18 protein-coding genes and 1 pseudogene are annotated in these 22,944 nt (G+C 68.5%); 10 read left to right on the top strand and 9 right to left on the bottom strand.

Going from position 1 to position 22,944, the window contains the following annotated elements; translation table 11 throughout:
- Positions 1-6: 6 nt before the first annotated feature.
- From LRS14_RS19950 to LRS14_RS19905, 10 genes and pseudogenes are all read left to right on the top strand, one after another.
- Positions 7-1,407, top strand: coding sequence for an aspartate aminotransferase family protein (locus tag LRS14_RS19950; RefSeq protein ID WP_404977595.1), 1,401 nt, complete (start codon positions 7-9; stop codon positions 1,405-1,407).
- Positions 1,408-1,460: 53 nt separating this feature from the next.
- Entirely contained in the window at positions 1,461-2,567 is a 1,107-nt protein-coding gene (locus LRS14_RS19945; RefSeq protein WP_257800789.1) for a polyamine ABC transporter substrate-binding protein, read from the top strand.
- Positions 2,568-2,681: 114 nt separating this feature from the next.
- Entirely contained in the window at positions 2,682-3,797 is a 1,116-nt protein-coding gene (locus LRS14_RS19940; RefSeq protein WP_046114443.1) for a polyamine ABC transporter substrate-binding protein, read from the top strand.
- A gap of 81 nt (positions 3,798-3,878) precedes the next feature.
- Positions 3,879-4,991, top strand: a complete 1,113-nt coding sequence (locus tag LRS14_RS19935; RefSeq protein ID WP_257800787.1) for an ABC transporter ATP-binding protein — start codon at positions 3,879-3,881, stop codon at positions 4,989-4,991.
- Positions 4,992-5,001: 10 nt separating this feature from the next.
- Positions 5,002-5,943 (top strand): ABC transporter permease subunit, encoded by a 942-nt coding sequence (locus LRS14_RS19930; protein WP_046114445.1) that lies wholly within the window; start codon positions 5,002-5,004, stop codon positions 5,941-5,943.
- Positions 5,940-6,815, top strand: a complete 876-nt coding sequence (locus tag LRS14_RS19925; protein WP_257800786.1) for an ABC transporter permease — start codon at positions 5,940-5,942, stop codon at positions 6,813-6,815. The genes LRS14_RS19930 and LRS14_RS19925 overlap by 4 nt, the downstream gene beginning before the upstream one ends.
- A gap of 55 nt (positions 6,816-6,870) precedes the next feature.
- Positions 6,871-8,244: a DUF3138 family protein gene (locus LRS14_RS19920; protein ID WP_052736449.1), complete on the top strand. Its 1,374-nt coding sequence runs from the start codon at positions 6,871-6,873 to the stop codon at positions 8,242-8,244.
- On the top strand, positions 8,244-9,743 hold the full coding sequence (locus tag LRS14_RS19915) for an aldehyde dehydrogenase (RefSeq protein ID WP_257800785.1): 1,500 nt from the start codon (positions 8,244-8,246) through the stop codon (positions 9,741-9,743). The genes LRS14_RS19920 and LRS14_RS19915 overlap by 1 nt, the downstream gene beginning before the upstream one ends.
- Positions 9,740-10,675, top strand: a complete 936-nt coding sequence (locus LRS14_RS19910; RefSeq protein WP_257800784.1) for a DMT family transporter — start codon at positions 9,740-9,742, stop codon at positions 10,673-10,675. The genes LRS14_RS19915 and LRS14_RS19910 overlap by 4 nt, the downstream gene beginning before the upstream one ends.
- Before the next feature lie 88 nt (positions 10,676-10,763).
- Positions 10,764-11,270, top strand: a pseudogene (locus LRS14_RS19905) (patatin-like phospholipase family protein); the annotation flags it as partial.
- Positions 11,271-11,629: 359 nt separating this feature from the next.
- Here LRS14_RS19905 and dusA read toward each other — a convergent pair.
- The 9 genes from dusA to rimP all read right to left on the bottom strand — a co-directional run bounded on the left by dusA (position 11,630) and on the right by rimP (position 22,807).
- Positions 11,630-12,619 carry a tRNA dihydrouridine(20/20a) synthase DusA gene (gene dusA / locus LRS14_RS19900; RefSeq protein ID WP_257800783.1) on the bottom strand — a complete coding sequence of 330 codons (990 nt, stop codon included), beginning with the start codon at positions 12,617-12,619 and terminating at the stop codon, positions 11,630-11,632.
- Positions 12,620-12,679: 60 nt separating this feature from the next.
- On the bottom strand, positions 12,680-13,564 hold the full coding sequence (locus LRS14_RS19895) for an alpha/beta fold hydrolase (protein ID WP_257800782.1): 885 nt from the start codon (positions 13,562-13,564) through the stop codon (positions 12,680-12,682).
- Complete coding sequence (locus LRS14_RS19890; RefSeq protein ID WP_257800781.1) at positions 13,561-14,478, bottom strand: DMT family transporter; 918 nt, start codon at positions 14,476-14,478, stop codon at positions 13,561-13,563. Before LRS14_RS19890 ends, LRS14_RS19895 begins: the two co-directional genes overlap by 4 nt.
- 16 nt (positions 14,479-14,494) lie before the next feature.
- Complete coding sequence (gene typA, locus LRS14_RS19885) at positions 14,495-16,324, bottom strand: translational GTPase TypA (protein WP_046114449.1); 1,830 nt, start codon at positions 16,322-16,324, stop codon at positions 14,495-14,497.
- A gap of 11 nt (positions 16,325-16,335) precedes the next feature.
- Complete coding sequence (gene truB, locus LRS14_RS19880; protein ID WP_257800780.1) at positions 16,336-17,301, bottom strand: tRNA pseudouridine(55) synthase TruB; 966 nt, start codon at positions 17,299-17,301, stop codon at positions 16,336-16,338.
- Positions 17,302-17,303: 2 nt separating this feature from the next.
- Entirely contained in the window at positions 17,304-17,666 is a 363-nt protein-coding gene (gene rbfA, locus LRS14_RS19875; RefSeq protein WP_046114451.1) for a 30S ribosome-binding factor RbfA, read from the bottom strand.
- Between the two features lie 80 nt (positions 17,667-17,746).
- Positions 17,747-20,647: a translation initiation factor IF-2 gene (gene infB / locus LRS14_RS19870; RefSeq protein ID WP_046114452.1), complete on the bottom strand. Its 2,901-nt coding sequence runs from the start codon at positions 20,645-20,647 to the stop codon at positions 17,747-17,749.
- A gap of 73 nt (positions 20,648-20,720) precedes the next feature.
- On the bottom strand, positions 20,721-22,199 hold the full coding sequence (gene nusA / locus LRS14_RS19865) for a transcription termination factor NusA (RefSeq protein WP_046114453.1): 1,479 nt from the start codon (positions 22,197-22,199) through the stop codon (positions 20,721-20,723).
- Positions 22,196-22,807 carry a ribosome maturation factor RimP gene (rimP, locus tag LRS14_RS19860; protein ID WP_257800779.1) on the bottom strand — a complete coding sequence of 204 codons (612 nt, stop codon included), beginning with the start codon at positions 22,805-22,807 and terminating at the stop codon, positions 22,196-22,198. The genes nusA and rimP overlap by 4 nt, the downstream gene beginning before the upstream one ends.
- Between the last annotated feature and the right edge of the window lie 137 nt (positions 22,808-22,944).

Here is a 22,944-nt window from a genome sequence, read left to right as displayed (position 1 = left end):
CACGCCATGACCACCATGAACACCCGCACCACCCAGCAATGGCAGGCCGCCGACGCGGCGCACTTCCTGCACCCGTTCACCGACTTCCAGGCGCTGGCGAAGAAGGGCTCGCGCATCATCACCAGGGCCGACAACATCTACCTCACCGACAGCGACGGCCACCGCATCCTGGATGCGATGAGCGGGCTGTGGTGCGTCAACGTGGGCTACGGCCAGCAGGCGCTGATCGACGCGGCCACGCGGCAGATGACGCAGCTGCCCTTCTACAACGCCTTCTTCCAGACCGCCACGCCGCCGGCCATCGAGCTGGCCGAGCTGCTGGCCGAGGTGAGCCCGCCGGGCTTCAGCCGGGTGTTCTACAGCGGCTCCGGCTCCGAAGGCAACGACACCATCGTGCGCATGGTGCGCCGCTACTGGGACGTGCTGGGCCAGCCGCAGCGCAGCGTCATCCTCAGCCGCCACAACGCCTACCACGGCTCCACCATGGCCGGCGCCTCGCTGGGCGGCATGAGCGGCATGCATGCCCAGGGCGGCCTGCCGATCCCGGGCATCCAGCACATCGAGCAGCCCTACTGGTTCGAACATGGCGGCAGCATGAGCCGCGAGGAATTCGGCCGCGTGGCCGCCGGCTGGCTCGAGCAGAAGATCCTGGCCGTGGGCCCCGACAAGGTGGCCGCCTTCATCGGCGAGCCGGTGCAGGGCGCAGGCGGCGTCATCGTGCCGCCCGAGACCTACTGGCCCGAGATCCAGCGCATCTGCGACCAGTACGGCGTGCTGCTGGTCAGCGACGAGGTGATCTGCGGCTTCGGCCGCACCGGCCACTGGTTCGGCTGCCAGCGCTTCGGCGCCCGCCCCGACCTGATCACCTTCGCCAAGGGCGTGACCTCGGGCTACATACCGCTGGGCGGCGTGCTGGTGGGCGACCGGGTGGCCCAGGTGCTGATCGAGCAGGGCGGCGAGTTCGAGCACGGCTACACCTATTCCGGCCATCCGGTGGCCTGCGCGGTGGCCATCGCCAACATCCGCCTCATCCAGCAGCTGGGCCTGGTGCAGCAGGTGCACGACGACACCGGCCCCTACCTGGCCGCGCTGTACCAGAAGCTGGCCGACCACCCGCTGGTGGTGGAGACGCAGACCTGCGGCCTGATGGCCGCGCTGCAGCTCGGCCGGCGCGACGGCCGGGGCACCGGCACGCGCGGCCAGCGCTTCGACGAGGCGCTGTCGGTGGGCATGGTCTGCCGCGGCCACTGCTTCGCCAACGGGCTGATCATGCGGGCGGTGGGCGACCGCATGATCATCGCGCCGCCGCTGGTGATCACCCGCGCGCAGATCGACGAGATGGCGGTGCTGATCCGCCGCTGCCTGGACCTGACGCTGGAGGACTGCCACCGCAACCGGTGGCTGTGAGCCGGGGCTCTAAACTGGCGCCACCCATTCCCCGATCCAGGAGCCCTGCCGCCATGAAGTCCGTGTTTCGTCGAAGCCTGAGCGCCCTTGCGCTGTCCCTGATCGCGGCCGCGGCCGGCGCCCAGGAGAAGGTGGTCAACGTCTACAACTGGGCCGACTACATCGCCGAGGACACGATCCGGAATTTCGAGAAGGAAACCGGCATCAAGGTCCGCTACGACAACTTCGACAGCAACGAGGCGCTGCATGCCAAGCTGGTGGCCGGCCGCTCCGGCTACGACGTGGTGGTGCCCGGCTCGCACTTCGCCAAGCTGCAGATCCAGGCCGGCCTGCTGATGAAGCTGGACAAGAGCAAGCTGCCTAACCTGAAGAACCTGGACCCCGCCATCCAGGCGCAGCTGGCCAAGGTGGACCCCGGCAACGAGCACCTGGTCGACTGGCTGTGGGGCTACACCACCGTGGGCATCAATGCCGACAAGGTCAAGGCCGCGCTGGGCAGCATGCCGATGCCCGACAACGCCTGGGACCTGGTCTTCAAGCCCGAGTACGCGAGCAAGCTCAAGGCCTGCGGCATCACCTTCCTCGACTCGGCCTCCGAGGTGCTGCCCATCGCGCTGAAGTACATCGGCAAGGATCCGTACAGCAACGCCGCGGCCGACTACACCGCCGCCGGCGACATGCTGAAGAAGGTGCGGCCCTTCGTCACCCGCTTCGCCGGATCCGGTTCCGACTACATCGACCAGATGGCGCGCGGCAACATCTGCGCGGTGGTGGGCTGGTCGGGCGACATCATGATCGCCAAGAACAAGAGCGCGCAGGCCAAGAAGCCGCAGAACCTGCAGGTGCTGCTGCCCAAGACCGGCGGCCTGCTGTTCTTCGACACCATGGCCATCCCCAAGGACGCGCCCAACGCGGGCAACGCGCACGCCTTCATCAACTACATCATGAAGCCCGAGGTGCATGCGTCGCTGACCAACGCGGTGTTCTATGCCAACCCGAACAAGGCCTCGCTGCCCTTCGTCAAGCCCGAGATCGCCAAGGACAAGGCGGTGTTCGTGGACGAGGCCGGGCTGGCGTCGATGATCCCGCCGGGCTCGCCCGACCAGGCCACGCGGCGGCTGATCACCCGCACCTTCACCAGCTTCAAGGCCAACCGCTGATGCAGGCCGGGGCCGCCACGCCCGGGCCGCGGCCCGCGCGGCGGCCCGCATCTTGCTGATCCCGCGGGCCGATCAGAATCCCCTGCCCTCCCAGCATCACCCGGAGACTGCCTGATGAAACGACCCGCCCCTGTCCTGCTGCGCACCCTCGGCGCCCTGGCGCTGTCCGTCGCGGTCCTGCCCGCCGCGCAGGCGCAGGAAGAGAAGGTGCTCAACGTCTACAACTGGTCCGACTACATCGCCGAGGACACGATCGCCAACTTCGAGAAGGAGACGGGGATCAAGGTGCGCTACGACAACTTCGACAGCAACGAGGTGCTGCACGCCAAGCTCGTGGCGGGCAAGACCGGCTACGACATCGTGGTGCCTTCGTCCTACTGGGCCAAGCTGCAGGCCGACGGCGGGCTGCTGCAGAAGCTGGACAAGAGCAAGCTGCCCAACCTGAAGAACCTGGACCCGGCGCTGCAGGCGCAGTTGGCCAAGCTCGATCCCGGCAACCAGTACGGTGTGAACTGGCTGTGGGGCTACACCACCGTGGGCATCAACGTCGACAAGGTCAAGGCCGCACTGGGCGGCATGCCGATGCCCGACAATGCGTGGGACCTGGTGTTCAAGCCCGAGTACATCAGCAAGCTCAAGAGCTGCGGCGTGAGCTTCCTCGATTCGCCCACCGAGGTGGTGCCGGCCGCGCTGCACTACCTGGGCAAGCCGGCCTACAGCCGCAACCAGGCCGACTACGCCGGCGTGGGCCCGCTGCTCAAGACCATCCGGCCCCACGTGACGCTGTTCAGCTCCTCGGGCTACATCAACGACATGGTCAGCGGCAGCATCTGCGTGGCGCTGGGCTGGTCGGGCGACATCAACATCGCCCGCCAGCGCGCCATCGACGGCAAGACCGGCCAGAAGATCGAGGCGCTGATTCCCAAGACCGGCGGCATCCTGTTCTTCGACATGATGGTGATTCCGGCCGACGCGCCGCGGCCCGACAACGCGCACAAGTTCATCAACTACATCCTGCGGCCCGAGGTGGCGGCCGGCCTCACCAACAAGGTGAACTACGCCAACCCCAACCTCGAGTCGCGCAAGCTGGTCAAGCCGGAGGTGGCCAACAACCCGTCGGTCTTCCTGAGTGCGAGCGACCTGGCGACGATGCAGGCCCCCGACGCGCTGACCAGCGACATCCGCCGCACGATGACGCGGCTCTACACCTCGTTCAAGACCGGCATGTAGGCGCCGGCGGCCGCGGGCGGGAGGGTTCCCGCGGCCTGACCTTTCGACAACACAAGAAAACACACCAGGAGCCGGACACCCATGAGTGGCGCTGTGCCCGCGCAGGAAGACTTCCTGCGGATCGAGGACGTGGTCAAGGACTTCGGCGGCACCATCGCCGTCAACCACGTCAGCCTGTCCATCGCCAAGGGCGAGATCTTCGCCCTGCTCGGCTCTTCCGGCTGCGGCAAGTCCACCTTGCTGCGCATGCTGGCCGGCTTCGAGACACCCACCTCGGGCCGCATCGTGCTGGACGGCCAGGACCTGGCCGGCCTGCCGCCCTACGAGCGGCCGATCAACATGATGTTCCAGAGCTATGCGCTGTTTCCGCACCTGACGGTGTGGGACAACATCGCCTTCGGCCTCAAGCGCGACGGCATGGCGCGTGATGCCATCGCCGGGCGCGTGGAGCAGATGCTGAAGCTGGTGCAGCTGGACAAGTTCGCCCGCCGCAAGCCGCACCAGCTCTCGGGTGGCCAGCAGCAGCGGGTGGCGCTGGCGCGCAGCCTGGCCAAGCGGCCGCAGCTGCTGCTGCTGGACGAGCCGCTGGGCGCGCTGGACAAGAAGCTGCGCGAGGAAACCCAGATCGAGCTGGTGAACATCATCGAGGAGGTGGGCGTCACCTGCGTGATGGTGACGCATGACCAGGAAGAGGCGATGACCATGGCCTCGCGCATCGCGGTGATGACCGAGGGCCGCATCGCCCAGGTGGGCGCGCCCGGCGAGGTGTACGAGACGCCGGCCAGCCGCTTCGTGGCCGACTTCATCGGCAACGTGAACCTGATGCCCGGCACGCTGGTGGACGACCAGCCCGACTCGGTGCTCATCGAATGCGCGGACTGCACCCACTACGTGGGCCACGGCATCACCGGCACCGAGGGCATGCCGGTGACGGTGGCGCTGCGGCCGGAGAAGATCCTGGTCACGCGCGAGGAGCCCACGGGCCCGCACGATCCGCACAACAAGGTGCGCGGCGTGGTCAAGGAGATGGCCTACTTCGGCGCCTTCACCGTCTACCGCCTGGCGCTGCCGGGCGGCGGCATGCTGAAGGCGAGCCAGATGAATGCCGAGCGGCATGCCGAGGATCCGCTCACCTGGGGCGACGAGGCCTGGGCCAGCTGGTCGCCCTCGGCCCAGGTCGTGCTCACGCAGTGAGGTCCGCGCGATGAGCACCGATCTTCCGCTTCACTGGTGGCAGCGCATGGGCCTGCGCGGGCGCACGGCCGTCATCGGCCTGCCCTACCTGTGGCTGCTCGTGTTCTTCCTGCTGCCCTTCCTCATCGTGCTGAAGATCAGCATCTCCGAGATGGAGAACGTGACCTTCAAGGACCTGGTCACGTATGTGGAAGGCACGCTGCAGGTCACCGTCAAGCTGGGCAGCTACCTCTTCATCGCCGAGGACGACCTCTACTTCCTCACCTACCTGCGCAGCCTCAAGTACGCGGCCGTCACCACGCTGCTGTGCCTGGCCATCGGCTACCCGTTCGCCTACTTCATGGCCCGCGCCAAGCCCGGCACGCAGGCCGCGCTGGTGATGCTGGTGATGCTGCCCTTCTGGACCAGCTTCCTGCTGCGGGTGTATGCCTGGAAGGGCCTGCTGGGCAACGGCGGGCTGATCGCCGACCTGATCATCGGCAGCGGGCTGGACCGGCTGCTGGCCGCCAGCGGCCTGATCGCCACGCCGGGCAACCTGATGAACACGCCGTTCTCGCTGGTGCTGGGCATGACCTACACCTACCTGCCCTTCATGATCCTGCCCCTCTTCGCCAACCTCTCGAAGATGGACCTGCGGCTGCTGGAAGCCGCCACCGACCTGGGCGCCACGCCCTGGGTGGCCTTCTGGAAGGTGACGGTGCCGCTGTCCAAGGCCGGCATCATCGCGGGCTCGATGCTGGTGTTCATCCCGTGCGTGGGCGAATTCGTCATCCCCGAGCTGCTCGGCGGGCCGGAGACGCTGATGATCGGCCGCGTGCTGTGGGACGAGTTCTTCAGCAACAACGACTGGCCGATGGCTTCCGCCGTGGCGGTGGTGATGATCCTGCTGATCATCGTGCCGCTGGCGCTGTTCAACCGATACCAGGCCGAAGCGCAGGAGGGGGCGAAATGAGCAGGGCCGCACTGGGGCCGCGGGTGGCGCGGCATGTGGGCAAGGCCTGGCTCGCCGCGGGCTTCCTGTTCCTGTACCTGCCCATCGTCACGCTGGTCGTCTACTCGTTCAACGACTCGCCGGTGCCCAACCAGTGGGCAGGCTTCACCACGCGCTGGTATGCGGCGCTGGCGAAGGACACGGAGATGATCAACGGGCTGTGGCTCAGCCTGAAGATCGCCTTCTTCACCGCCACCGGCGCGGTGGTGCTGGGCACGCTGGCCGCCTTCGCGCTGGTGAAGTACCGGCGCTTCTCGGGCCGCACGGTGTTCAGCGGCATGGTGAGCGCACCGCTGGTGATGCCGGAGGTGATCGTCGGGCTGTCGCTGCTGCTGTTCCTGGTGTCGGTGCAGCGCGGCACCGAGGCGATGTTCGGCACCGGCTGGCCCGATCGCGGCGCCCTCACCATCTGGCTGGGCCACCTGCTGGTGGGCATGGCCTACGCCACGGTGGTGATCCAGTCGCGGCTGCAGGACCTGAACCCGCAGCTGGAAGAAGCGGCGATGGACCTGGGGGCACGGCCTTCGCAGGTGTTCCGGCTGGTCACGCTGCCGATGATCACCCAGGCGCTGCTCTCGGCCTGGCTGCTCACCTTCACCATCTCGCTGGACGACGTGGTGCTCTCGGCCTTCCTGTCGGGGCCCGGCTCCACCACGCTGCCGCTGGTGATCTTCTCCCGCGCCCGGCTGGGCGTGAACCCCAGCGTGAATGCGATGGCCACGGTGATCATCACGGTGGTGGCCATCGGGGTGGTCGTGGCCAGCTACCTGATCGCACGTGCCGAGCGCGAGCGCAGCAAGGCCGTCAACAAGGCGCGCAGCGAGGCGGGCTGAGTGCCGCCGCCGTCCTGCTTCAACCCCACACAACAACGTCGGTAGGAGAGAACGAATGAGCATGCCCCGCCCCCTGAACCTGCTGGCCGCCAGCATCGCGCTGGCCTTCGCGCTGCCGGCCGGCGCCCAGACCACCAACGAGCAGCTGCTGCAGGAGCTGCGCGAACTGAAGGCCCGCGTCGGTGAGCTGGAGAAGAAGCTCAAGGATGCCGAGGGCAAGCTGCCGCCCGCCGGCGCCAGCTGGGGCATGACGCCCGACCAGGCCGCCGAGCTGAACCGGCTCACGGTGAAGACCGACGCGCTGGAAGAGAACAACGAGCGCTGGGGCTTCAAGGACCTGACGATCAGCGGCTACATCGAGCCGGCCTTCATCTGGAACAAGCTGCAGAACCGCTCGGGTTTCCAGTTCCTGAACCAGCAGTCCGACGGCTACTTCTACGACACCTCGTACATCGGTGCGGCGGTGCTCGACATCACCAAGGAGATGGAAGGCGGCACGATCTGGAAGCTGACGCTGTCGCCCAACCGCGGCGTGGGCGCGCTGATCGACGGCAACAGCATCATCCAGGAGGCCAGCGTGTCGGTGCCGCTGGGCGGGCTGCAGACGCGGCTGATCGCCGGGCAGATCCCCGACTGGTCGGGCTACGAATTCCAGCAGCCCACGCTCAACCCGTTCACCACCCACAACCTGCTGTACGACTTCACCCTGCCCGCCGGCTACACCGGCGTGGGCCTGACCCATGCCACCGGCAAGTGGCTGATGAAGGGCATGCTGGCCAACGTCAACACGCCCATCCGCGTGCCGGGCGAGAAGGCGCCGGCCATCGTCTACCGGGTGGACTATGCCAAGGGCGAGTTCGACGGCTTCGGCTTCGCCGGCCTGCACGGCAAGGCGCCCAACTACAACGGTGATGGCGACAGCACCACCGCGCACCTGTTCGAGGTGGACGGCTACTACATCCGCGGCGACTGGACCCTGCAGGGACAGGCCAGCGTGGGCCGGCAGAAGGCCGCGGCCATCACGCCCGATGCCGACGGCAACTACCGCGACGCCCGCTGGTGGGGCCTGTCGGGCCTGGTCGGCTACGCCGTCACCCCGCGGCTGCAGGCGCTGGTGCGGGCCGACTACATCAACAACAAGAAGAACGGCGGCGGGCTGTTCACCTACAACGGCTTCTACCTGCCCGAGGAAGGCGTCTACAACGACAGCCGCAACGGCATCGGCCCCGCGCCCGAGGGCAACCTGGACCGCGGCGCCAACCGCTATGCGCTCACCGTCGGCATGAAGTACGCCGTCAATCCCAGCACCACCTTCAAGGTGGAATACCGGCTGGACGGCGCCGACCGCGCCGTGTTCGAGGACGTGAAGACGGGTGAATTCAAGAAGCGCAACCACCTGCTGGGCACCTCGGTGGTGGTGGCCTTCTGATGAACCGGCCGGCCGCCACCGACTGGGCCGCCCGCGCCGCGGCCGCCACCTTCGATGGCCGCTGCCTGGTCGAGGGCGAGCGCCGCGCCGCCATTAATGGCGCCACCTTCGACAAGCATTCGCCGGTCGACGGCCGCCTGCTCGGCCCGGTGGCGCGTGGCCAGGCCGCCGACGTCGATGCCGCAGTGCGCAGCGCGCGCGCCGCCTTCGACGACGGCCGCTGGGCCCGCCAGCCGCCGGCCGCGCGCAAGAAGGTGCTGCAGCGCTTTGCCGAAGCGATCCTGGCCGCCGGCGAGGAACTCGCGCTGCTGGAAACGCTGGACATGGGCAAGCCCGTGGGCCACGCGCTGGCGGTGGACGTGCCGGCCACGGCGCGCGCCATCGGCTGGTATGCCGAGGCCATCGACAAGGTGTATGACGAGATCGCGCCCACCGGCCCGAATGCGCTGGCGCTGATCACGCGCGAGCCGATGGGCGTGGTGGGCAGCATCGTGCCCTGGAACTACCCGATGATCATGGCCGCCTGGAAGCTGGGCCCGGCGCTGGCCACCGGCAATTCCGTGGTGCTCAAGCCCAGCGAGAAGTCACCCTACACCGCGTTGCGCCTGGCCGAGCTGGCGCTGCAGGCCGGCCTGCCAGCCGGCGTCTTCAACGTGGTGCCCGGGTACGGCCACGAAGCCGGCGAGGCACTGGCGCTGCACATGGACGTGGACGCCATCGGCTTCACCGGCAGCACCCGCGTGGGCCGCAAGATGCTGGAATACGCCGGCCGCAGCAACCTGAAGCGGGTGTTCAACGAGCTGGGCGGCAAGTCGGCCTTCGTCGTCTTTCCCGACTTTGCCGACCTGCCGCGCGCCGCCAAGACACTGGCCGGCAGCATCTTCTTCAACCAGGGCGAGAGCTGCAACGCACCCTCGCGCGTGCTGGTGCACGAGACCATCGCCGAGGAGTTCGTGCGCATCGTCGCCGCCGAGGCGCCCGCCTGGCAGCCCGGCGATCCGCTGGCCGCCGGCACCGCCATGGGTGCGCTGGTGGACCAGGGCCAGCTGGACACCGTGCTCGGCTACATCCAGGCCGGCCAGGACGAAGGCGCCCGGTTGGCCGCCGGCGGCCAGCGCGTGCGCGCCGACAGCGGCGGCTTCTACGTGCAGCCCACGGTGTTCGACGGCGTGGCCAACACGATGAAGATCGCCCGCGAGGAGATCTTCGGCCCGGTGGTCTCGGTGATCCGCTTCCGCGACGAGGCCGAGGCCATCGCCCTGGCCAACCAGAGCAGCTACGGCCTGCAGGCCAGCGTGTGGAGCGACAACCTGAACCGCGCCCACCGCGTGGCCCGCGCGCTACGCGCCGGCACCGTGCACGTGAACCAATACGACGAGGACGACATCACCGTGCCCTTCGGCGGCTACAAGCAAAGCGGCAACGGACGCGACAAGAGCCTGCATGCGCTGGACAAGTACACCGAGCTGAAGACCACCTGGCTGCGCATCGACTCTTGACCGCCCCTGCCCTGACCCACCGCCCCGTCTGGATCGCCTATGCCTGCCTGGCCGCCAGCATGGCGCTGGTGGGCAGCTACGTCGGCTTGTCGAAACTGCTGGTGGCGGTGCTGCCGGTGTTCCTGCTGGCCTGGCTGCGCTTCGGCATCGCCGCGGTGGCGATGGCGCACTGGGTGCGGCGCCAGCCGGGCGAGGCACCGCTCTCGCCGCATGACCGCAAGCTGCTGTTCCTGGAAAGCTTCCTCGGCAACTTCCTGTTTTCCATCTGCATGCTGTTCGGCGTGGCGCTGAGCACCGCGCTGGCGGCGGGCGTGATCATGGCGGCCATTCCGGCGGCGGTGGCCATCCTGTCGCGGCTGTTCCTGAAGGAGCGCATCACGCCGCGGGTGGCCGCCGGCATCGCCTGCGCGGTGCTGGGCATCATGCTGGTGTCGATGAGCAAGGCAGCGCCAGGAGCGGCCGCCGGCTCGCTGCTGGGCAACCTGCTGCTGTTCGGCGCGGTGGTGTGTGAGGCCAGCTACGTGGTCATCGGCAAGCAGCTCACCGGCAATGTGTCGGCCAAGCGCATCAGCGCGCTGGTGAACTTGTGGGGCCTGGCGCTGGTCACGCCGCTGGGCGTGTGGCAGGCGCTGCAGTTCGACTTCGGCGGCGTGCAGCCGTCGATCTGGTGGCTGCTGCTGTTCTACGCGCTGGCGGCCAGCATGTGGACGGTGTGGCTGTGGATGACCGGCCTGCGCCAGGTGCCGGCCTCCCGCGCGGGTGTGTTCACGGTGATGCTGCCGATCAGCGCTGCCGCGGTGGGCGTGCTGTTCCTGGGCGAGCGCTTCAGTCCCGCGCAGGCCGGTGCCTTCGCCCTCGCGTTGCTGGGCCTGGTGCTGGCCACCTGGCCGGGGCGCGACGCGGCGGCCGACGCGCCCACGCGTTCCGGCTGAACTTGAGGCGGGCCATGCCCGCGTGTGGTGCAGCGGCCGCCTGCTTTTCCGCCGATCACCAAAGTGTGATAACCGGCAAATTCACTCCATGAAGCGCGAACCCCCCATAGCCCCCTTGCGGCTGGTGCCGGTGCTGGCCGGCGGCGGCACGCGCCTGCCGGCGCACGTGGGCGTGCTCACCGCGCTGCACCGCATGAACATCGAGGTGCCGCGGCTGGTGGGCGTGTCGGGCGGCAGCATCGTCGCTTCCCTGCATGCGGCCGGCTGGTCGCCCGAGCGGCTGCACCAGCTGGCGCTGGAGATCGAGTTCAGCCGCTTCAAGGGGTTTTCGCTGTACCAGCTGTTCTTCCACGGCGGGCTGACCAGCGGCGACACCTTCGAGCACTGGCTGGACGACCTGCTGGAAGGCGTTCGCTTCAAGGACCTGCCGCTGGACCTGGCGGTGGTGGCCACCGACGTGCGCCGCAGCGAGCCGGTGATCTTCGACCGCGAGCACACACCCGACTACAAGGTGGCGCGCGCGGTGCGCCACTCGATGGGCATACCGCTGCTGTTTGCCTTCCAGGCCCACGGCGACAAGCTGCTGGTGGACGGCAGCATCCTCAGCGAGGACGCCCTGCACCGCGACTGGGCCGGCGACAACACGCCGGTGTGCCTGTTCCGGCTGCGCGGCGAGACTGCATCGGCCGACGACGAGGTGGCCCGCAAGCGGCCCTGGTTCCCGCTGCCGGGCTACATCCAGATGCTGATCCGCACCTTCATGACGACGATCTCGCGCGAGTTCGTCAACGCCCGCCACTGGCCGCGCACGGTGGTGGTGGACGTGGGCCGGCATTCCCCGGTGAACTTCAAGCTCACGCCGCAGGACAAGGAAGACCTGTTCCAGCGCGGCCTGGGCACCACGCTGGACGTGCTGCCGATCAAGTTCCCGGAGCTGGCGGCCGCCCTGGCCGCTCAGGCCCTGATCGACGCGGGCGCGGCCATGGTGGACAGCCTGGCCGGCGTGGCGCCGGCGACCCGTGCGGCCGAAGCCCGCTCGGCCACCGCCGCGGGCGGCATCGCCTTCAACGAGTGATCGCTCCACACCTGGCGCCACCTGCGGGCCCCGGGCGTGCCGTTCCACAGGCCCAGCATGTGGCGCGCCACCTGCGGCCAGGCACCGCCGCGCGCGATGTGGCTCGCCATGTACGCCACCATCTGCGCTTCCACGTCTTCCCGCGTCAGGCCGGCGCGTGAGGCGTCGCCGAAGAAGCGCGCGTCCCAGTCGGCCATGAGCCAGGGCTCGTGGTAGGGCTGGCGGCCCAGCATCACGCCGTCCACCTGCTGCAGGTGCGCTTCGATCTCGTCGTGGGTCTTGACGCCGCCGTTGAGCACGATGGTGAGCTGCGGGAAGTCGCGCTTGAGCTGGTACACATGCTCGTAGCGCAGCGGCGGGATCTCGCGGTTTTCCTTCGGGCTCAGGCCCTGCAGCCAGGCATTGCGGGCGTGCACGATGAAGACCTCGCAGCCGCCCTCGGCCACGGTGCCGACGAAGTCGCGCACGAAGCCGTAGCTCTCCTCCTGGTCGATGCCGATGCGGTGCTTGACCGTCACCGGCAGGTCCACCGCCTCGCGCATCGCGGCCACGCAGTCGCGCACCAGCGCCGGCTCGGCCATCAGGCAGGCACCGAAGGCACCGCGCTGGACCCGCTCGCTGGGGCAGCCGCAGTTCAGGTTGATCTCGTCATAGCCCCATTGCGAACCCAGGCGCGCGGCCTTGGCCAGGTCGTCGGGCTCGCTGCCACCGAGCTGCAGGGCCACCGGATGCTCCTCGTCGTTGAAGTCGAGGTGGCGCGGCACGTCGCCGAACAGCAGCGCGCCGGTGGTCACCATCTCGCTGTACACGCGGGTGTGGCGGGTGATCTGGCGGTGCAGCAGCCTGCAGTGGCGGTCGGTCCAGTCCATGCAGGGCGCGACGTTCAGGCGCCAGGGGAGAAGTCGGTCTCGGGCGGCATGGCAGTGGGTTCAGGCGCGGGCTGCATTGGTGGCGATGCCATCGGCAAAGCGCGGCAGCAGTTCGTCCGGCAGATCGTGGCCCATGCCGTCGACCAGGTCCAGCGTGGCCTCGCGCAGCTTGAGCTTCAGGTCGAGCGCGGCGGCCGAGGGCAGCAGCGGGTCGGCGCGGCCGTGGATCAGGTGCACCGGCTGGCGGATGTCGCGCAGCCGGCGCGAACGGTCGCCGTCGGCCAGCACCGCCGCCATCTGCCGCGCCACGCCGGCCGGCCGGTAGGCGCGGTCGATGGAGGCGGTCACCCGCGCCCGCAGCGCCTCCTCCGTCGCCGGATAGGCCGGGCTGCCGATCAGCCGGAAGATGGCCTCCGCCCGCGCCACCAGGGCCGCGCGGTCGCGCCGCGGCGGCGGCTTGGCCATCATCGCGCGCTGCACCGGCCAGGCCGGGCGCGGCAGGTGGCGGGCGCCGCTGCTGGTCATCATCAGGGTCAGGCTCTTCATGCGCAGCGGCTGCTGCAGCGCCATGTGCTGGGCGATCATGCCGCCCATGGAGGCGCCGCACACGTGGGCGTCGGCCACCTCCAGCGCATCCAGCACCGCCCAGGCATCCTGCGCCATGTCGGCCAGGGTGTAGGGCGCGTCGATCGGCAGGCGCAGCATGTGCCGCGTGGCGGCCCAGCCCAGGTTAGGCACGCCCAGGTGGTCGAAGCCGTCGGACAGGCCGGCGTCGCGGTTGTCCAGCCGGATCACGCGGAAGCCGCGCGACACCAGGCCATCGACCAGCGCCTGCGGCCAGCCGATGAGCTGCATGCCCAGGCCCATCACCAGCAGCAGCGGCGTGCCGTGGGCCGGCCCCTGCACATCCACCTGGATGCCGATGCCGTTCGCACGCAGCTTCATGCGCAGGCCTTGGCCGGCGCCGGGCCGCGGCGCAGCGCCACGGCTTCGTTGGCGATGAGCGCGGCCAGCACCAGGCCGCCGCCGCCCAGCACCGCCGGCGTGGGCGACTCGGTGGTGCCCAGCCAGGTCCAGGCCACGCCGAAGATGATCTCCAGCAGGCCCAGCAGCGAGGCCTCCGGCGCGCGCAGCACCTTGCCGGCGGCCACCGCCAGCACGCAGGGAATGGCCAGCTGAACCACGCCCAGCATCGACAACCAGCCGATGTCGCTGGCCGAGGCCTGGAACGGCAGCGACAGCGGCAGCGTGAGCACGGACGACAGCACCGCGCCGATCAGCACCGCCGGCGTCATGTCGCGCGGGCCGTCGGCCGCGGGCCCGGCCGCGGTGCGGGCATTCAGCTGCAGCAGCGTCCACATCGTGGCGCCGGCGATCGGCACGCTCAGCGCGACCAGCGTGCCCAGTGCATCACGCCCGGTTCCACCGCCCACCTGCGAGCCGTACATCCAGGCCACGCCGATGCCGGCCACCACGATCGCGGCCCAGGTGCGGCCGGGCAGCCGCTGGCCCAGCACCACGCGCGAGATGAGCGCGGTGAACAGCGGCGCCAGCGACATCGTGATGAGCACGTTGGCCACGGTGGTCAGCGTGAGCGCCACCATGAAGGAGGTGAACATCACCGTCCAGCACAGGCCCGACAGCCACAGCACCCGGCCGCCGTGGCGCACCTGTTGCCACAGCGGGCCGAAGCCTCGCTGCCAGCCCAGCAGCAGCGCGAGCGCCACCGCATTGGCGGCGCTGCGCCAGAAGGTCAGCTCGAAGCTGCCGGCGGTGTCGAGGTGGCGCGTGACCACCCCGGCGATGCTCCACAGCAGCGTGACCAGCAGCATCGTGGCCACGGCCCGACGGTGCGTCACGACGACCGCGCCCGGATCAGTTCGCTTCGCGCGAGGCGCGCTTGCGCTCGTGCTCGCTCAGGTGGCGCTTACGCAGCCGCACCGACTTGGGCGTGATCTCCACCAGCTCGTCGTCCTCGATGAACTCCACGCCGTATTCCAGCGTGAGGTCGATCGGCGGCGTGATCTTGATCGCGTCTTCCTTGCCGCTGACGCGGAAGTTGGTCAGCTGCTTGGTGCGGGTGGCATTGACCACCAGGTCGTTGTCGCGGCTGTGGATGCCGACGATCATGCCTTCGTACACCGGGTCGTTCGGCTTGACGAACATGCGGCCGCGGTCGTCCAGCTTGCCCAGGGCGTAGGTGAAGATCTCGCCGGCGTCCATCGAGATCAGCACGCCGTTCTTGCGGCCGGCGATCTCGCCCTTGTGCGGCTCGTAGCCGTCGAAGATGTTGCTGATCAGGCCCGAGCCGCGGGTCAGGTTCAGGAACTCGTTGGAGAAGCCGATCAGGCCGCGGGCCGGAATGCGGTACTCCAGGCGCACGCGGCCACGGCCGTCCGGCTCCATGTTCACCAGCTCGCCCTTGCGCTCGCCCAGGGCCTGCATCACGCCGCCCTGGTGGGCTTCTTCCACGTCGGCCGTCACCAGCTCGATCGGCTCGCACTTCTCGCCGTTGATTTCCTGGAACACCACGCGCGGCTTGCTCACGGCCAGCTCGTAGCCTTCGCGGCGCATGTTCTCCAGCAGGATGGTCAGGTGCAGTTCGCCGCGGCCGGCCACCTCGAAGATGCCGTCCTCGTCGGTTTCCTTCACGCGCAGCGCCACGTTGCTCTGCAGTTCCTTCTGCAGGCGGTCCCAGATCTGGCGGCTGGTGACGAACTTGCCTTCGCGGCCGGCCAGCGGGCTGGTGTTGACGCAGAAGTTCATCGTCAGCGTCGGCTCGTCCACCTTCAGCATGGGCAGCGGCGCCGGGTTGGCGGGGCTGGTCACGGTCACGCCGATGCCGATGTCCTCGATGCCGTTGATCAGCACGATGTCGCCGGGGCCGGCTTCGGTCACCTGCACGCGGTCCAGGCCCTGGAAGGTCAGCACCTGGTTAATGCGGCCCTTGACGGTCTTGCCGTCCGGGCCTTCCATCACCAGCACGTCCATGCCGGGCTTGATGGTGCCCTGGCTGATGCGGCCCACGCCGATGCGGCCGACGAAGGTCGAGTAGTCGAGTGCCGAAATTTGAAGCTGCAGCGGCGCCTGCGGATCGCCCTTCTGCGGCGGCACGTGCTTGAGCACGGTGTTGAACAGGGCCGACATGTCGGGGCCCCACTGCTCGCCCGGCGCGCCTTCTTCCAGCGAGGTCCAGCCGTTGATGCCCGAGGCGTACACCACCGGGAAGTCGAGCTGCTCGTCGTTGGCGCCCAGCTTGTCGAACAGGTCGAAGGCGGCGTTGATCACCGCGTCGGGCTTGGCACCCGGCTTGTCGACCTTGTTCACCACCACGATGGGCTTCAGGCCGAGGGCCAGCGCCTTCTTGGTCACGAAGCGCGTCTGCGGCATCGGGCCTTCCTGGGCGTCGATCAGCAGCACCACGCCGTCGACCATCGACAGCGCGCGCTCCACCTCGCCGCCGAAGTCCGCGTGGCCCGGGGTGTCGACGATGTTGATGTGGGTGCCTTCCCAGCTCACGGCGCAGTTCTTCGCCAGGATGGTGATGCCCCGTTCGCGTTCGATGGCGTTGTTGTCCATCACGGTGTCGACGACCTTCTCGTGTTCGGCGAAGGTGCCGCTCTGGCGGAGCAGCTGGTCGACCATGGTGGTCTTGCCATGGTCCACGTGGGCGATGATGGCGATGTTGCGGATCTGCTTGGTCATGGAACGTTCTTTCAGGAAATCAGGCCCTGCACCTCGACGGGACTGAGCAGGCGGTCGGCGATCAATTCACCCGACGCAATGTGTGCGCTGCCGAGAAACGCACTCGGCTGCGGGCCGTAAACGCGCACGGCGGGCGCATCGGCCAATCGCACGCGCCGTCGCAGGCCGGTGAGGAAACGACCGGCTTCGTCTTCCGGCAAGGCCACGCAGGGCCAGTCCGAAAGCAGCCAGTCGACGGGCTTCAGCAGCGCTTCGCGGGCCGCCTCGTCGAGCGCCGCGAGTTGTTCAAGCGTGACCGCGTCGGCCACCCGCAGCGGGCCGCTGCCGGTGCGCCGCAGGGCCGACAGGTGGGCGCCGCATCCCAGCGCCTCGCCGAGGTCCTGGCCCAGCGTGCGGATGTAGGTGCCCTTGCTGCAGCGCACGTCGATCACGAGCGTGTCAGCCTGCCAGTCGATGATGTCGATGGCGTGAATCGTCACCTGCCGCGGCTCGCGCTCCACCTCGATGCCGGCGCGCGCGTACTCGTACAGCGCCTTGCCGTCGCGCTTCAGTGCCGAATGCATTGGCGGCAGCTGCGAGATAGGACCGGTGAAGCGCGCGCAGGCGGCTTCGATGGCTGCGCGGTCCACCGCCACCGGGCGCTGCTGCAGCACGTCGCCCTCGGCATCGCCGGTGGTGGTGGTGCGGCCCAGCGCCAGCGTGGCGCGGTAGGCCTTGTCGGCGTCCAGGCTCACCTGGCTGAACTTGGTGGCTGCGCCGAAGCACAGCGGCAGCAGGCCGGTGGCCAGCGGATCGAGCGTGCCGGTGTGGCCGGCCTTCTCGGCGCGCAGCAGCCACTTGGCCTTCTGCAGCGCGTCGTTGCTCGACAGGCCGACCGGCTTGTCGAGCAACAACACGCCGTGCAGCGCGCGGCGCTGGATGCGCTGGCGGGCCGGGCGCGGGCCGCGGCGGGGGGCACTGCGTACTGCGTCGTCCACGGTCAATCCTTGGCCTGTTGCTCGTTGGCCTGGCGGATGAGCGCATTCAGCTCGGCCGCACGTTCTGTGGTGCGGTCGAACTGGAAGTGCAGCGTGGGCACGGTGTGGATCTGCAACCGCTTGAACAAGCCGTTGCGGATGAACCCCGCCGCCTCGTTCAGCGCGGCCTGGCATTCGTCCGGGTCGCCCACCAGCAGCGAGAAGCGCACCGTGGCGTGGGCATAGTCGGGCGTGATGTCCACGCCGGTGACCGTCACCATGCCGATGCGCGGATCCTTCAGGTCGCGGATCAGCTCCGACACATCGCGCTGGATCTGGTCGGCGATCCGCAGGCTGCGGTTGGGTATCGCTTTCTTGTGTCGCATGAGGTTGTCCTTGCGGCCCTACAAGCACGAACCCCGCCACCTTGCGGACGGCGGGGTTCGGGTGAAGAAGCCCGCCGTTGTTACAGCGTACGCGCCACTTCCTTGATCTCGAAGAATTCGAGCTGGTCGCCCTCGGCGATGTCGTTGTAGTTCTTCAGCTTCACGCCGCACTCGAAGCCTTCCTTGACCTCGCGCACGTCGTCCTTCATCCGCTTCACCGAATCGACCTCGCCGGTGTAGATCACCACGTTGTCGCGCAGCAGGCGGAAGCGCGCGTCACGGCGCACCACGCCCGCGGTGATCATGCAGCCCGCGACCGTACCGATCTTGGACGCCACGAACACCGTGCGGATCTCGGCCGTGCCGATGACTTCCTCGCGTTGTTCCGGCGCCAGCATGCCGGTCATCGCCGCCTTCATCTCGTCGACCGCGTCGTAGATGATGTTGTAGTAGCGCAGGTCGACGCCGTTGTTCTCGGCCAGCTTGCGGGCGCCCGCATCGGCACGCACGTTGAAGCCCACGATGACCGCCTTCGACGCGATGGCCAGGTTGACGTCGTTCTCGCTGATGCCGCCCACCGCCGCGTGCACGATCTGCACCTTGACTTCGGCGGTGCTGAGCTTCTGCAGCGATTGCGACAGCGCTTCCTGCGAGCCCTGCACGTCCGCCTTGACGATCAGCGCCAGCGTCTGCGCCTGGCCTTCGCCCATGTTCTCGAACATGTTCTCCAGCTTGGCGGCCTGCTGCTTGTTCAGCTTCACGTCGCGGTAGCGACCCTGGCGGAAGGTGGCGATCTCACGTGCACGACGTTCGTCGGACAGCACCATGAAGTCGTCGCCGGCCTGCGGCACTTCGGTCAGGCCCTGGATCTCGACCGGGATCGACGGGCCGGCCTCGTTGGTCGGCTTGCCGTCCTCGTCCAGCATGGCGCGCACGCGGCCATAGCTGGAGCCGGCCAGCACCACGTCGCCACGCTTGAGCGTGCCCGACTGCACCAGCACCGTGGCCACCGGGCCGCGGCCCTTGTCCAGCTGCGCCTCGATCACGATGCCCTTGGCCGGCGCTTCCTTGGAAGCGGTCAGCTCCAGCACCTCGGCCTGCAGCAGCACCTGCTCCAGCAGGTCGTCGATGCCCTGGCCGGTCTTGGCCGACACCGGCACGAACGGCGATTCGCCACCGAATTCTTCCGGTACCACCTGCTCGGCCACCAGCTCGCTCTTCACGCGCTCGAGGTTGGCATCGGGCTTGTCGATCTTGTTGACCGCCACCACCAGCGGCACGCCGGCCGCCTTCGCGTGGTGGATGGCTTCCTTCGTCTGCGGCATCACGCCGTCGTCGGCCGCCACCACCAGGATGACGATGTCGGTGGCCTTGGCGCCACGGGCACGCATCGCGGTGAACGCCGCGTGGCCCGGGGTGTCCAGGAAGGTGATCATGCCGCGCGGCGTCTCGACGTGATACGCACCGATGTGCTGCGTGATGCCACCCGCTTCGCCTGCGGCCACACGGCTGCGGCGGATGTAGTCCAGCAGCGAGGTCTTGCCGTGGTCCACGTGGCCCATGACGGTGACCACCGGGGCGCGCGGCAGCAGCTCGGTGTCGACCGTGGCGTGCTCTTCCTCGAGGAAGGCTTCCGGGTCGTCCAGCTTGGCGGCCAGCGCCTTGTGGCCCATTTCCTCGACGAGGATCATGGCCGTTTCCTGGTCCAGCTGCTGGTTGATCGTGACCATCTGGCCCAGCTTCATCAGCTGCTTGATCACCTCGGCGGCCTTGACCGACATCTTGTGCGCCAGGTCGGCCACGCTGATGGTCTCGGGCACGTGCACCTCTTGCTGCACGAACTCCGCCGGCGGCTGGAAATGCGAGCCACCGCCGTCGTTGCGGTCGCGGCCACCACGGCCACGCGGCGCGCGCCAGCCCGGGCGGCCGGCGGCCGGCCCGTCGGTGCGGCCCTTGGCCGCGGCGCTGCGCTTCTTGGCGTCGTCGGCCCAGCTGGACGAGAGCTTCTCGGACTTGACCGACTTCTTCTCGCCCGGCTTGGCGCCCGGCGCACCGGCACCGGCGGGCGCAGGCGCGCCCGGCTTGGCGGCCGGCTTGTGGATAGTGCCCTTGATGGCGTTCTCGGCCGACACCGCCGGCTTCGGCGGCTCTTCCGGCTTCTTCGCGATGAGCACCTTCTTGGGCGCATTCATCATGGCGCGGATGGCCGCGGCTTCGGCTTCGGCGGCACGGCGCCGCTTCTCCAGGTCGAGCATGCGCTGCTTCTCCGCGGCGTCGGTGTCGGCGGCCTTGACCACGCGCAGGCCAGGCTTGGGGGCTTCCGCCGGCGCGGCGGGCTTGGCAGGCGCGGCGGCAGCCGGTGCGGGCGCAGCGGCGGCGGGCGCCGATGCCGGCGCAGGCGCCGGGCTCGGTGCCTTGGCGGCTGCGGCGGCGGCTTCGGCGGCGGCCTTGGCGGCCGCAGCTTCGGCAGCGGCCTTCTCGGCGGCTTCGCGGGCACGGGCCTCTGCGGCTTCGCGCTCGGCGCGCTCCTGCTCCTCGCGCTGGCGACGCTTCTCGGCCAGCTCTTCTTCCTGGCGGCGGAGCTGCTCGGCCTGCTGCTGGGCTTCTTCCTCGCGGCGCTGCAGTTCCAGCGCCTCGTCGACCGGCGCGGGTGCACCTGCCTCTTCGCCGGCCGGCGCGTCGTCACGCTTGATGAAGGTGCGCTTCTTGCGCACTTCCACCTGGATGGTGCGGGCCTTGCCGGTGGAATCGGCCTGCTTGATCTCGCTGGTGCTCTTGCGCGTCAGCGTGATCTTCTTGCGGTCGCCGCCGGTGTTGCCGTGGCTGGTCCGCAGGAAGCCGAGCAGGCGTTCCTTGTCGGCGTCGGTGAGCTGATCGTCGGTGGAGACTTTGCGCACCCCGGCGGACTGCAGCTGCTCGAGCAGCGTCGCGGCCGGGCGGTTCAGCTCGGCGGCAAATTGGGCGACGGTGGTCACTGCCATTGTGAAGATCCTTGGAAAACGGGGGCGCGGGTGGCGTACTGGCGTTGGGCGATCAATCGATGTCCGTGAGGTGTCAGGCGGTGAACCAGTGTTCACGCGCCTTCATGATCAGCGCCTTCGCCTGGTCGGCATCCATGCCGGTCATGTCGGTGAGCTCGTCGACGGCCAGGTCGGCCAGGTCGTCGCGGGTGTGGACGCCGGCGTCCGACAACTTGGCGATCAGCTCGGAATTGAGGCCATCGAGGTCGCGCAGATCCTGCGACACCTCCTCGACACTCTCCTCGCGGGCAATCTCCATCGTCAGCAGGGCGTCCTTGGCGCGGGTGCGCAGCTCGGTGACGGTGTCCTCGTCGAAGCTCTCGATCTCGAGCATCTCCTGCATGGGCACGTACGCCACTTCTTCCAGGCTGGTGAAGCCTTCGGCGATCAGGATCTCCGCCACTTCCTCGTCGACGTCGAGCTTCTCGACGAAGAGCTTGCGGATCACGTCGCTCTCGGCAGCCTGCTTGGCCTGCGATTCCTCGGCGGTCATGATGTTGATGCGCCAGCCGGTGAGCTCCGACGCCAGGCGCACGTTCTGGCCGCCGCGGCCGATGGAGATCGCGAGGTTCTCCTCGTCGACCACCACGTCCATCGCATGCGGCTCCTCGTTCACCACGATCGACTGCACGTTGGCCGGGGCCAGCGCGCCGATGACGAACTGCGCCGGGTCCTCCGACCACAGCACGATGTCCACGCGCTCGCCGGCCAGCTCGTTGGTCACCGCGTTAACGCGCGAGCCCCGCACGCCGACGCAGGTGCCGATCGGGTCCACGCGCTTGTCGTGCGACACCACGGCGATCTTGGCGCGCGAGCCCGGATCGCGGGCGCAGCTCTTGATCTCGAGCAGGCCCTGCTCGATCTCCGGCACTTCCTGGGCGAACAGCTCGATCATGAAACCGGGCGCGCTGCGCGACAGCATGATCTGGGGGCCACGCACCGTGGGATCAACCCCTGCGATATAAGCCCGCACGCGGTCGCCGGTGCGCAGGTTTTCCTTCGGGATCATCTCGCTGCGCTTCAGGCGGCCTTCGACGCGGCCGCTCTCCACGATGATGTCGCCCTTGTCCAGCCGCTTGACGGTGCCGACGAAGATCTTCTCGCCACGGGCGAGGAAGTCGTTCAGCAGCTGCTCACGCTCGGCGTCGCGGATCTTCTGCAGGATGACCTGCTTGGCGGCCTGCGCGCCGATGCGGCCGATGGGCACCGACTCGATCGGCTCCTCGATGTGGTCGTCGACCTCGATGTCGCCGATCTGCTCCTTCGCTTCGAAGAACAGGATCTCGGCGTCAGGGATCTGCAGGCCGGCTTCATCCGGCACCACGTGCCAGCGGCGGAAGGTCTCGTATTCGCCGGTGTCGCGGTCGATCTGAACGCGGATGTCCACTTCGCCGCCATGCAGCTTCTTGGTGGCGGAGGCCAGGGCCGCTTCGACGGCGCCGAACACGACGTCGCGCTCCACGCTCTTCTCGCGTGAAATCGCATCCACCAGCATCAACAGTTCGCGGTTCATTCTTCTGGACCTCCATGCACCTCGGGCTGCACAGGAGCAGCCGGACGACCTTTGAAATTGACGACGGGAACGAGCCGCGCTTCGCGCACCTCATCGAGCGTGAAGTCGAGCGCCGGCTGCGTGTCCGCCCCGGCGGCACCGGCCGCAGCCTTCGCCTTGCTCGACTTGCCGCCAGTCTTGGCGCCGGCGCGCACCGGCGCACCCGCGTTGTCGTCCAGCAGCAAGCGCCACCCACCGTCACGCGACATCAGGATGCCGCGATACTTTTTGCGCCCCTGGAAAGGCAGTTTCAACGTGATGTCGATCGCCTCGCCGGCAAACCGCTCATAGTCGGCCGATTTTTTCAAAGGCCGATCGAGCCCCGGCGACGAAACTTCCAATCGTGCGTATTCGACGTTCTCGACTTCCAGCAGATACTGCAACTGCCGCGTGACAGCCTCACAATCCTCCACCGTCACGAACTCGGATGCACCCAGCCCCTCGGGGTAGGCGTGGCCCGCCACGCGGTCGATGGTGACGCGCAGCAACCCACCCCCCGTGCGTTCGAGGTCGACCAGGTCGTAACCCAGCCCAGTGACGGTACGTTCGACGGCAGACTGCCAAGTCATCTAAGAAAGCGTTCGAGCAAAAAAAAGGGCAGGAACAGAATCCGCCCGGTTGGGAGCACACGGTGTTTCCAGGGAAATGCGGATTGTACTGCGGCAACCACGCTGCCGCCAAGAGGTGAATCCGTCGGCCGGTAAGG

Origin of the sequence: Aquincola sp. J276, assembly GCF_024700035.1 — a bacterium.
Classification (GTDB): Bacteria; Pseudomonadota; Gammaproteobacteria; order Burkholderiales; family Burkholderiaceae_C; genus Aquincola; species Aquincola tertiaricarbonis.
Note: the sequence above shows the minus strand (reverse complement) of the source record. Positions and strands in the feature narration are given on the sequence as shown.